The organism is Celerinatantimonas diazotrophica (assembly GCF_004339545.1).
GTDB lineage: Bacteria > Pseudomonadota > Gammaproteobacteria > Enterobacterales > Celerinatantimonadaceae > Celerinatantimonas > Celerinatantimonas diazotrophica.
This window is the reverse complement of sequence record NZ_SMGD01000017.1, coordinates 102,665-115,399: the sequence shown is the minus strand read 5'-3', so window position 1 is coordinate 115,399 and position 12,735 is coordinate 102,665. Positions and strand designations below refer to the sequence as shown.

8 protein-coding genes are annotated in these 12,735 nt (G+C 47.0%); 4 read left to right on the top strand and 4 right to left on the bottom strand.

The annotated features are described in order from the left end of the window. The first annotated feature begins 5 nt into the window (after positions 1–5). Positions 6–1,106, top strand: coding sequence for a quinolinate synthase NadA (nadA, locus tag EV690_RS16210; RefSeq protein WP_131914064.1), 1,101 nt, complete (start codon positions 6–8; stop codon positions 1,104–1,106). Between the two features lie 73 nt (positions 1,107–1,179). On the opposite strand, the gene EV690_RS16205 is transcribed toward nadA, so the two are convergent. From EV690_RS16205 to EV690_RS16195, 3 genes are all read right to left on the bottom strand, one after another. Beyond that, positions 1,180–2,637 (bottom strand): amidohydrolase, encoded by a 1,458-nt coding sequence (locus EV690_RS16205; RefSeq protein WP_224054972.1) that lies wholly within the window; start codon positions 2,635–2,637, stop codon positions 1,180–1,182. A gap of 51 nt (positions 2,638–2,688) precedes the next feature. Beyond that, positions 2,689–3,999, bottom strand: coding sequence for a M20 family metallo-hydrolase (locus tag EV690_RS16200; RefSeq protein WP_224054971.1), 1,311 nt, complete (start codon positions 3,997–3,999; stop codon positions 2,689–2,691). 93 nt (positions 4,000–4,092) lie between these two features. Next, complete coding sequence (locus EV690_RS16195) at positions 4,093–5,625, bottom strand: AbgT family transporter (RefSeq protein WP_131914062.1); 1,533 nt, start codon at positions 5,623–5,625, stop codon at positions 4,093–4,095. Between the two features lie 167 nt (positions 5,626–5,792). On the opposite strand from EV690_RS16195, the gene EV690_RS16190 reads away from it, so the two are divergent. Next, the gene (locus EV690_RS16190) at positions 5,793–6,713 is read left to right on the top strand and encodes a LysR substrate-binding domain-containing protein (protein WP_131914061.1); all 921 of its coding nucleotides are present in this window, start codon (positions 5,793–5,795) and stop codon (positions 6,711–6,713) included. 94 nt (positions 6,714–6,807) lie between these two features. On the opposite strand, the gene EV690_RS16185 is transcribed toward EV690_RS16190, so the two are convergent. Beyond that, positions 6,808–7,887, bottom strand: coding sequence for a threonine aldolase family protein (locus EV690_RS16185; protein WP_131914060.1), 1,080 nt, complete (start codon positions 7,885–7,887; stop codon positions 6,808–6,810). Between the two features lie 488 nt (positions 7,888–8,375). Between EV690_RS16185 and EV690_RS16180 the strand changes: the two genes are divergently transcribed. Next, complete coding sequence (locus EV690_RS16180; RefSeq protein WP_131914059.1) at positions 8,376–8,990, top strand: TetR/AcrR family transcriptional regulator; 615 nt, start codon at positions 8,376–8,378, stop codon at positions 8,988–8,990. Beyond that, positions 8,987–12,436: an acyl-[ACP]--phospholipid O-acyltransferase gene (locus EV690_RS16175; protein ID WP_131914058.1), complete on the top strand. Its 3,450-nt coding sequence runs from the start codon at positions 8,987–8,989 to the stop codon at positions 12,434–12,436. Before EV690_RS16180 ends, EV690_RS16175 begins: the two co-directional genes overlap by 4 nt. Positions 12,437–12,735 lie beyond the last annotated feature (299 nt).

Here is a 12,735-nt window from a genome sequence, read left to right as displayed (position 1 = left end):
TTTTTATGGCTATCTTGGATTTAATTGAAAACCCAGAACAGATGCCACAAGGCTATAAAGCCCTTAGTCAAACGCAGATGGCTGAGCGAGTCTGGCAAATTAAAGAATCATTCGGCAATAAACTCTTTTTGCCCGCCCACCATTACCAAAAAGATGAAGTCATTCAGTTTGCCGATGCCATTGGCGATTCATTGCAACTGGCGCAAATTGCGGCAAAAAATACCCAAGCCGATTATATCGTCTTTTGTGGTGTCCATTTTATGGCTGAAACCGCAGATATGCTCACACAACCCCACCAGAGGGTCATTCTCCCCGATATGCGAGCCGGCTGTACGATGGCCGATATGGCGAACTTAATACAATTAGAACGGGCCTGGGATAAACTTGAGTCACAACTTGGACAAACCATTTTGCCGCTGACCTATGTGAACTCTACCGCTGAAATTAAAGCGTTTGTTGGTCGGCATGGCGGGGCAACAGTGACCTCTTCGAATGCCAAACGGATTTTAAGCTGGGCGCTTGAGCAAAAACAGCACGTGCTGTTTCTCCCTGATCAGCATCTGGGCCGCAACACGGCCTTTGATCTGGGCATTGCGCTTGAACAAATGGCGATTTTTAGCCCAGCACAAAACCAGCTGCTGGGTGAACAGGACATTTCGCAACTGCGCATTATCCTCTGGCAAGGCCACTGTTCAGTCCATGAAAAATTCACTCTTGAAAACATCCAGAACATTCGCCAAAGTCACCCAGAAACGAACATTATCGTCCATCCAGAATGCAGTCATGAAGTCGTGGTTGCCGCTGATTTTGCCGGCTCAACGAAATACATTATCGATGTAATAAATGATGCCCAACCGAACACGCAATGGGCCATTGGCACTGAGATGAACCTAGTCAACCGGTTGATAGCCCAGCATCCAGATAAACAAATTTGCTCGCTGAATCCAAATCTGTGCCCCTGTTTGACCATGAATCGAATCGATCTGCCCCATTTGCTGTTTGCATTGGAAAGCTTGGTCAACCGTGCGCCGATTGGCGTCATTCAAGTGGATGAACAAACCACCACCGATGCCTTAACAGCACTCGAACGAATGCTTAACATTTAAGTGCATTCGGAGCTATCAGGACAGTCAACCGAGGTAGTTACGCACGCAAGGGCGAGGCCAATATCCGAGCTCATTAAGCACGTGGAACAACGTCTTGGGGAATTGGACAAGTATAAGGATGCCGTTTAAGCTCCGCCATTAATTCCTGCTGGGCTCGCGTTACATGCTCAGGACACAGCAGGACCTCTAATCCAGTGGCGGCCATCACTTTTGCGGCCGAAAACAACCCTTTAAAACCAACGGAGCTGTTCCCTTGCGATACCGCTTGCCATGTGTGTAATGGCGTGCCAAAGGCATAACTAGGCGCGCAGCACTGCACCGTCGGGACCACCCAACTCACATCCCCAACGTCGGTTGAACCATATAATACTTCGTAACACGGTTGGTAGGGCAATGGGGTATCCATCACGGGTGAATCATATAAGTACTCGAGAGTGCTCGGATCTAAACTGCGATTGGCGACCAGTAGTTGATCAATATTCGCTCGAATATCCTCCTGACTCAGCGTTTGCTGCATTTTCGCCATATATCCCTTTTCATCCGGCGTATACTGGGGAATGCCCAAACATTCGATATGCTGTGACATCAATTGCTCAAGATAGCGATTGGGCTGATAACTGGAACAGGCTTTAATAAAGTCCACTTCGACGGATGTTCCACTCATCAGTGCCGCCCCTTGAGCAATTTGCTGTATTCGCTCATAGATACCTTGCACATCTCGTACTCTGGGAGAGCGCACTAAATACCGTACCGAAGCCTGTGCTTGTACCACATTAGGTGCTGAACCGCCGCTTTCGGTGATCGCATAGTGAATGCGAGAATCGCTCGGAACATGTTCGCGTAAATAATTCGCGGCGACGTTCATTAACTCCACCGCATCTAACGCGCTACGGCCCAGATGGGGTGCCGCTGCAGCATGCGCAGCTTTGCCCTTAAAGTGAAATTCAGCTTGAATATTGGCTAAGCTCGGCGTGTTAAATATTCCCATGAAGGTCTGCGGATGCCAGGTAATTGCGATATCTGTATCAGCAAATATGCCATCACGTACCATAAACGTTTTTCCAGAACCGCCCTCTTCGGCCGGACAGCCATAGAAAGTGACTCGGCCAGGCAACTGATGCTGTTCCATTTCTTGCTTCAGTGCAAGCGCTGCCGCAACGGATGCGACCCCAAGCAAATGATGGCCACAACCATGGCCGTTCCCACCTTTTTCAATACACAACGGGTGGGTTTCATGCGCCTGTTGGCTTAATCCGGGAAGAGCGTCATACTCACCTAAAAATCCAACATGTGGATATCCTTCGCCATAGGTCGCAATAAATGCTGTATCAAGGTTGGCAACCGGCGCCGTAATCGTAAAACCTTGTGCCGCTAAAAAGTCTTTAATTGCGGCACACGATTGATGTTCTTCAAAACGAGTTTCAGCAAAGCCCCAAATATCTTGGCTTAACTGCGTTAAGCTATCAGCATGTGCATCAATACGTTGCCAAAGGCAGTGATAGATAGTGTCATTATTTACGCCAGACATCATGATTCCTTTCATAATAAATATCGGGAAAAGTAACGGCAGTCCCTTGCCTGATTAAGCGAATTCTTTCGCCTCTATCACAACTTTAGACAGTAAAATCAAGGCGTTTTGGAGTACGGATTCATTAAAATCAAACTTATCGTTATGATGTCCCGCTGCCAGCTCGGTCCCAAAAATCATATAGGTGGCTTGTCCGCCATGCTGCTTTACACGTTCCATAAAATATGTGGCATCTTCAGAGCCTGCGGCACCTTTTCGCCCATGATGAACCTTGCTGAAGCTTTGTAATTCATTGGCTTTTTGTGCAATAAAAGTAACCCACTCTGGCGATGGAATACTGCGCTGTGCGGCCCCCACAACCTCGATGTCATATTCAACTTCGTACATTTGAGCCACACCTTGAATAATCGCCTGACTACGCGCAAACATATAATCATTGATGTCATTGTTTTCACCACGGCACTCAACTTTTAAATGCGCATGTTGCGCAATCACATTACGCCCAGTCCCCCCATTAAGCACCCCGACGTTAATGCGTGATGCCCCATCACAATGACGGCTAATACTGTACAAACCAATCGTTGCTTGCGCTGCAGCTAGAATGGCGTTGTGGCCTTTTTCTGGATTACCCCCCGCATGAGCAGGAACCCCATGAAAATTCACATCAAATTTGGTCGTCGCCAGAAAATTATCGCTACCACAAATGACTTCACCGTCGGGGACACCCGTACCAATGTGAATCGCGATAAACAGATCCACATCATCGACAACCCCCGCATCGGCCATGGATTTAGCGCCACGCGTCCCTTCTTCGGCAGGCTGGAAAATCAATTTAATTTTGCCGCACAATTGTGCTTTGTTTTCCATCAAATAGTGCGCAACACCTAAACCAATCGCCGTGTGGCCATCGTGACCACAAGCGTGAGCCATATTATGATTGATAGATGAGAACCCGCATTGCTCCGGGACATGCTGACAATCTGAAGATTCTTCTAAATCCAATGCATCCATATCCACACGCAGACCCACCGTAGGCCCCGGTATGCCGGTATCTAAGGTCGCCACAATGCCAGTAAATCCTCCGTCAAACGCATCAATCCATTTTGCTAAAGCCCCCTGTTGCAGCGCCCGTTCTTTTTGTGCCTCTAAGAATTCCTCTTCTGGCACGCCCATACGAGACTCAGCACAAATCACATCACGTCCCACGGCCAATTCGTAACCGAGCTTGTCGAGCTTATCGGCGACCAGGGTCGCAGTGCGAAACTCGACCCAGCCAGATTCTGGGTGCTTATGTAAATCACGACGCCATTCGACCATTTTTTGGGTAAGCGTGTTAAGTTGAGATTCCTGCTCTGTTACTGACATAGTTTTCTCCAAATTCATTGGACTCGTTACTGACTAACGCAAGATATAAGGGAACGTGGGCTCTTAGCCGATATAGGGACGACAGTGCCTGCCCTATTGCAACATTGGGTAAATACCCGGACCAATCGGTAAATTAAACGTAAAAAAGAGGAATAGCATGACCAGCCATGCGCCTAAGAAAGCCAAGGTATAGGGCATTAATAACGCGATCATGGTCCCCATTCCGGCCTCTTTATCGTACTCTTTCATCATGGAGAGAATGACGACAAAGTAAGGACTTAATGGCGTGACAATGTTGGTGGATGAATCTGCGACACGATAGGCTAACTGAATAAATGCAGGGTGATAGCCTAACTGCATAAACATCGGGACAAAAACGGGCGCTTCCAATGCCCATTTGGCCGAACCACTCGGAATTAAAAAATTCAAACCTGCTGTGAATACACAGTAACCGAGAATCACCGCAATCCCATCAAAGTGGATGCTAGAGAGAAAATCCGCACCATTGACGGCGATCCAAGTCCCTAAATGGCTCCAGTTAAAATACGCGATAAATTGTGAACAAAAGAAAATGAGCACGATATAACCAGACATATCTGCAATCGCTTCTGACATGTATTTGGTCATATCTTTACTATTTTTAATCAGCCCCATGGTAATGCCATAAGCTAATCCGACCGCAACAAAAAAGAAGAGGATAATAGGGATAATCCCTTTTAAGAATGGCGATGGAATAAGCCCGCCCTCTGCGTTTTGTAACGCCGAGTGAGGCCAGACAGCTAAAGCGACGATGGCAGATAAATAGACAACGGCCGTGATACCGGCATTACGCAATGCGCGCTTTTCTATGCCAGGGGCATGCTCTTTGACAACTTTGCGTTTGCCTTGATATGTACCGAACTTCGGTTCTATCACTTTATCGGTGATGAAGACCCCGACAGCGGTCAGAACAAACACCGACACAATATTAAAATACCAATTATCGACGGGGGTCACGGTGATATTACTTGAAACCGCTTTTACGGCTTCCGATGAAATCCCCGATAATAAAGCATCGGTTCCGGCAATCACTAAATTTGCAGTAAATCCCGCACCAGCACTAGCATAACCAGCGATCAAACCGACAATAGGATGTCGACCGACAGACATAAATACCAAGGCCGCCAAAGGTGGTAAAACAACCATTGCCGCATCTGAGGCGATATTCATCATAATACCGGCAAAAACTACGGTCGTGGTGATCAAGGCTTTGGGAGCATTTAAAATAGTATGCTTTACCACACTCTCTAATAAGCCAACCCGCTCTGCGAGTCCAACCCCTATCAGCATGGCGAGCACCAATCCAAGCGGCGCAAAACCCGTAAAGTTTTTCAGCATATGAGTGAAGATAAACACAATACCATCGTGAGATAGCAAACTGCGGATGGGTAACTCTTGGCCGGTTGCTGGATGAATCACCGAGGCCCCTTCACTCGCTGCCCATACAGAGGCAGCAATCACGATTAGCGCAAGCGCAAAAAACAATACAATAGGCTCTGGTAACTTATTACCTAACCTTTCAATCGTTTTGAACACCCCACTGGAGCTCGATGCTTGGTCCTCTTTTGTAATTTCAACTTGAGACATATCAACATTCCCTTGCAATATCATCATGTAATTTGACGTTTCAGGCTTTCTTCCTGATACCATTGGACGAAGCGGTCAATGTATGCTGTCAATGTATTGACTCAAGGAATGGGCGACAAGACAACCAATGTGATGGGGAGATAACCAATAGTTATCACGGACGTAATATGACGATAAAAATCAACCAGTTAAAATGCCTTGTGATGATTGTTGAGCACGGTAGCATCCGAGCGGCGAGCCGTGCACTGAATATCTCTCAACCTGCGGTCACACGCGCGATCAAAGAGCTAGAAGTTTATCTGGGCGCACAAATTGTGCACCGAAGTACCCAAGGGATTACGCTCACTGAACCCGGTCAGCAACTGCTCTGTCATGCTAATTTGGTCCTCAGAGAGCTACATCTCGCTGAAGAGTCATTTAAACAAGCCTCAGGCCATCAATATGGCAGTATTAATATCGGTATAGGAGCCAGTATTGCGTGCGAGTTGATGCCCCAAGTCATTCGCAAATTCAGAGAAAAATACCCTTATGTCAAAATCAAAATACAGGAAGGCCAACTAGAAGCTCATATTGAAAATTTGCGTCATGGGAAGATCGATTTCGCGATAAATACACTGCAACCCAATATGGAACTACATGATTTTCAGCGTGAAAAGATTATGGAGATTCCATTTAAGTTAGTAGTGCGTAAACACCACCCCACACTCGGTGGCAGCTATTCTATAGAAGACTTACAAGATTATGATTGGGTTATGCCCACTACCCGCAGTAGTTATCTCAATACGGTGTATGATGCCTTAAGTAAACATGGCAAGCATTTAAACAATCCCATTACTTGCGAATCCTACCTGTCAACCTTAGCTATTATTAGTCAAACGGATTGTATTGGTCTTGTCTCAGAAACCGCATTAGAGCATTACAGTTATTCGAGTCTACTCGATGAAATTCCTTTAAACCCACCGCTGCCTCATGCAACATATTATCTGGTCTCAAGAAGATCGAGCCAACTGACCCCTGTCGCTCAGGAATTAGCACAACTATTTATGTATCAGGCCCGGCCGCTGTTTACCGGCCGAGAACAACCATAGCAAGCAAACCCAAGGCCAGTTTGCTAAACAAGCAGGAGCAATCGCATTTTCATTCGAGCGAGCTTGAGTATGTACACTTTTTCAGCATTCCTACCTACTCACGCACATGATGGTTCACCCACTCCAAGATATCAATTAAGTCATGATCCGCCATCGCTAATAACCGATCCCCCACATAACACTCAATAAAACACTGCTCAGGTTGTGGTGCTGTTTGCGGATGACCGAGCCAGATGCCCTTGGTTTTAGCCAGGTTATCACGCAACACTAATGCTTTTTCATAGCTTATCGGTAAGTACCAATGGAACATATTAGCCTGAGGCTCATGGGGATTCAGCGTAAAGTCCGGGTAATTGCGGAAGATTTGGTAAACTTGCTGAGTACGCGCAAACAATTCCCCCATACGAGCAATGCGCTCATCAAACTGCATCGCAGCAGACACGATATAGGGTGTACGATGATACACATTGCCACCTTGGCGACGCATCCATAATCTGGCTTTTTCAATAAAGCCCGCATCGCCCAGTAGTATAGAGCCCCCTAACCCATTAATACCTTTATATAAAGAGACATACACCGAAGAAAACCCCTGCGCGATCTGAGCATAAGAACACTCATAATATGCAGCGCTTTCCCATAAACGGGCACCATCCATATACAGATGAATATTCTGCGCGTGACAATACGACTTGATTGCCTCTAGGTTATCCCATGTAGGTAACTGTCCACCCAGCTCACGCATGGGTAATTCATAAACAGCCGCAGCAATCTCATCGGGCCACGCTTTTAAATCTTCTAGCAACCAGGGGCGATAAGGGTTCCCCACAGGTAGAACATGAAAGCGCCGTTGTTGTTGATAGCCTTGAGCTTCATGGTTCATAATATGACAGGTTTCATGCATCGCGACATTAAAGCAACGTCGTTGTTGACAGACCAACTGTAAGGCTGTGGGCTGCGTCATGGTCCCCGATATCACAAACAGTGCCGATTCAAATCCCAAGAGTTGCGCAATTTTCTGTTCAAATGCTTGAATAGTTGCACCTTCACCATAAATATCATGCATCACATCATGCTGCTCACACCACTTTGCCATTGCCGCAAATAGCTCAGCTGGCTGCGCTTCTCGGTTACCAGAAAGAAACGTGTGACACTGTTCGCGTAAACTCGCTGTCATCCTCATACTCCAATATTTTTCATTGTTTGCTCATGACCATGATGGCTTACCTTAAGTTCAGTCACATGATAAATACCATCGAACTGATGGCGGAAGCGCCGTCGCTAGCCTTTTGGTGAGCTGCAATTTTGCTAGAAATACCGCACAACCATAACTGTAAATGTTATTGATGACTACTATACGCAGCCAATCCTTCACGCGACGGCTTAACAATTAACTTGGCCTGTTGCGCTTCCAAGATTCAGCATGCCTATCCAGATCCTCACGCTCGAACGACCAATCCCTTTAACCATTGCCGCTCGCCCCGCTCTCTTTCATATAAAAAACAATTAACTATCGCTGTGTGCAAAGCGTGGGCATTCGCTGAACAAGCGGTTGATTTTATCAAATATCAGCCATTATTAATTTTATGACTTTACATTCTGAACAGTGTTCATTAAAATCCATCTAAACATTAATTGAACAGTGTTCAGTTTCAGGAGACAACAATGGCCCGACGCAATGATCACAGTCGTGAACAACTCAAAGAACTCGCGCTCATCGCTGGCGAAGAGTTGATTGATAAACAAGGTCTTAGTGCCCTGTCCACACGCAAAATAGCCAATCAAATCGGTTATTCTGTCGGGACACTCTATCTGATCTTTAACAATCTTGATGATCTATGTTGGCATATCAATGCACGCAGTATGGCAAAACTCGATGAACTGCTGAGCCGCAATATTGGCTCAGAACACCAGCAAACCCCTAGTGCAACGCTCAAGATAGTCGCAGACAGCTATCTCGATTTTGCCGCTCGTTGGCCAAACCGCTGGACCTTGATGTTCGAGCATCACACCAACGATGAAATTAGCACGCCTCAGTGGCTCAACGACGCAATTGAGAAGCTTTTTGGCTATGTAACCGAGCCTCTTAAAGCCTTGAATCCACACGCCAGCGAAGCCTCCTTAACCTTAGCAACCCGTTCACTATGGTGCGCCATTCATGGCATCGCTGCCTTAAACGCACAGGGAAAACTCTTTTTAACCGATATCAACCAAGAGCCATTGGTCAATGACTTATTAACGCGTTATTTATCAAGCTGGCAGCAGGAGACCTTCGCATGAAAAGCTTAATTCGTTCCCGAGGATTTGCCGCTTATGTTGTGGTGGCTTTTCTGAACGCTTTTGTCGATCTCGGCCATAAAATTATCATCCAAAATACGCTATTTAAAAGTTTCGATGGCAATCTCCAAATCGAGCTAACAGCGATTGTGAATGCACTAATTTTATTGCCATTTATCTTACTTTTCACACCCGCGGGCTTCATCAGTGACCGCTATAAAAAACAACGAGTGATGCAACTAAGTGCCGCCGCTGGCGTTGTAATCACCGTTCTGATTACTTGGTGTTACTACCATGGCTACTTTATTGGCGCATTTATTCTCACCTTCTTACTCGCTTTGCAAAGCGCTATCTACTCGCCCGCTAAATATGGCTATATCCGGGATCTGGTAGGGGTCGAACGGTTAAGCGAAGGAAATGGCTGGATCCAAGCCGTTTCCATGGTTGCAATTTTATGCTCAATCGTTGTGTTTTCAGCATTGTTTGAGTCACTGCTCCCCGCAGCAACGAGCTATGTTCCAGCCGATGTTTTGCATTCTGTCGCCCCTCTTGGTTGGGCCTTGGTGATTCTGGCAAGCTTTGAGTTTCTGACATCTTTAATGCTCAAAGACACTCACACCAGCGTTCGAGAAACGTCATTTAACTGGCGTAACTATATGAAAGGACAAACGCTTCGTGCCAATTTGCACCTATTAGGTCAGAAAAAAGCGATTTGGCAATCGGTCCTCGGGCTGACGTTGTTTTGGGCGTTGTCACAAGTAATGTTGGCCGTCTTTCCCGCTTATGGCAAAGCCCATCTAGGCATCGATAACACCTTTGTATTGCAGGGTATTATGGCACTTTCTGGGATTGGTATTATTGTCGGTTCGATGTTAGCCAACCACCTATCACGCAAACAGATTAATTTAGCGTTAATTCCAGTTGGGATAGCCGGTGTTGCCCTAGGGTTACTGGCTTTGGTCCAAACTCAGTCGCTCAGTATTCTTGGTGGCGAGTTCTTCATCATTGGGATGTGTGGGGCGCTGTTTTGTGTGCCATTAAATGCACTGGTGCAGTTTCACGCCAAAGAAGATCAGTTGGGCTCAGTACTCGCGGGCAATAACTTTATTCAGAACATTGGAATGCTCGCATTTTTAGCCTTGACCGTGCTTTTTGCACTGTTTGCATTCAACATGAGTTTCCTCCTGTGGGCACTGGGCATTCTAGCGATAGTTGCCACCATTGTGGCCATTATTGTGCTACCCGAGGCACTCCTTCGCGCCTTGGTGAGCACACTATTGCAACGAAAATATCGGCTCAAAGTGCTGGGACTTAGAAATATACAGCAGAGCCAACAAGGTATATTACTGCTCGGCAACCACATTAGTTGGCTCGATTGGGCGATGCTCCAGATGGCCTGTCCTCGTCATATTCACTTTGTCATGGACCGCAGTATCTATCAGCGTTGGTATTGCAAATGGTTTTTCGACCTCTACAAAGTGATCCCCATCTCAGGTTCGCATAGCCGTGATGCACTGTCGCAAATCAGCACACTTTTAAATAATGGTGAAGTCGTTTGTCTGTTCCCCGAAGGGGCAATTAGCCATCTCGGGCAGTTAGGCGAATTTAAACGCGGCTATGAAAAAGCCTGCGAAGGAGCATCCGGCGTCATCATTCCTTTCTACCTGCGTGGGCTCTGGGGAAGCGCCTTCTCCCGCTCCTCAGACAAACTAACCCAGCTACGCTCACAGGGGCTAAAACGGGATGTTGTCATTGCGTTTGGCAAACCATTATCGATGCAAACGAAAGCGAACGAACTCAAACAACATGTTTTTGACCTGTCGGTTTCAACTTGGAATGAATATGCCGACACTCTCGAACCACTGGCCCAATCTTGGATCCAAACGGCTAAATCCAAACCAACCGAGTGGGCGCTGGTTGACAGCAAGGGCAAACCACAGTCGCATCAGCGCTTGTTAACCATGAGTGCCTTAATGCGCAAATCCATCAAACAGTTACCGGGGCAAAATTTAGCATTGTTAGTCCCGACCTCGGTCCCTGGATTGGTGGCCAATATGGCCGGGCTAATGGCTGGTAAAACCATCGTTAATATCAACTATACGGCGGCAAAATCAGCTCAAATCGATGCTCTGGAACAGGCACAAGTGCAAAGTATCGTCACCTCGCGAGTGTTTATAACCAAATTGGAAAAGCGTGGCATCGATTGTCAGCCGCTACTGGCTAACAAAGACGTTTTATATCTAGAAGACTTCGCTAAAAACGTTCGTAAATCCAGCGCGATTACTAGTGCGTTGATGGCCAAACTGCTGCCAACCAGCTGGCTCCAACTGTTTTGGTGCGCACCGGTAAGCTTAGATGATACTGCTGCAATTTTATTTTCATCAGGCAGTGAAGGGGCGCCGAAAGGGGTCATGTTAAGCCACCGTAATATCATGGCAAATATGCGCCAAGTCTCGGATGTTCTAAATGTGCAAAGCCAAGACCGAATCATGGCCACATTGCCACTATTCCATGCTTTTGGCCTGACCGTCACCGGCTTACTGCCGATGATTGAAGGGATCCCAGCGGTCTGTCACCCTGACCCAACGGATGGCTTAAACATTGCCAAGGCAGTGACCAAGTATCAGGCCACAATCATGTGCGCAACTTCAACCTTCTTACGCTTATATATCCGTAACCGGCGCATTCATCCGCTCATGTTGGCAAGTTTACGAGCGGTAGTCAGTGGCGCGGAGAAACTCGATCCACAAGTGCGTGATCAGTTTGCTCAACGCTTTGGTAAAACGGTCTTGGAAGGATACGGCACGACAGAAACCACTCCCGTTGCGAGTGTCAATCTTCCCGGCCATATCGACCTAGATACCGCGCAAGTCCAAGAAGCGGCCCGCCCAGGCACCGTCGGGATGGCCTTGCCGGGGACGACGTTTCGCATCGTTGACCCGAACACGCTTGAGCAACTACCAACCGGAGAAGATGGCCTGATTCTGATTGGAGGTGCGCAGATTATGAAAGGTTATCTGAATAATCCGGAGAAAACCGCCGAGGTAATCGTCGAATTAGATGGACTGCGCTGGTATAAAACCGGTGATAAAGGCCATCTTGATGAAGACGGCTACCTGTGTATCGTCGATCGCTATTCGCGGTTTGCCAAACTCGGTGGCGAAATGGTCAGCTTAGGAGCGATAGAACAGCAGATCAAAACCATCATCGATGAACCTGATTTAGCCATGGTTGCAGTCAATATCCCCGATGAGAAAAAAGGTGAAAAAGTAGTTTTGCTAACCACTAGCAAGATGGCACCAGAGCAGTTCCGGGCGCAATTGATTGAGCATAAAATGCCAGCACTGATGGTTCCATCAGAAGTGATTCAAGTGGATGAACTGCCCATTTTAGGAAGTGGTAAAGTCGATTTTACCGCGGCCAAAGAACAGGCGTTAGCGAATCGGTAACCTCTAAGCGCTGTATTCAATGAAAATACAGCGCAGGTTGCATCTTTCTCTTGGGCAATGAAGCCGCTCGCCGTCCATTGGCTAGGGACTGTTGACCTTTCGTGATTAGTTTTGCAGAAATCTGAGAGGGATTTAGGCAAGGCAAACGTTGTGCCGTGTAGTTATTGGCCACAAAGAACATTTAACGCTGGATAAATTCCTCTCAGATACTGCCCTTGGGGTTCATTTAAACGCATCCTGAACTTTGTTGCCCCCTGCTTGCTTCACTCATAAGCGACGCAGGAGGCGCCGCGTTCAAA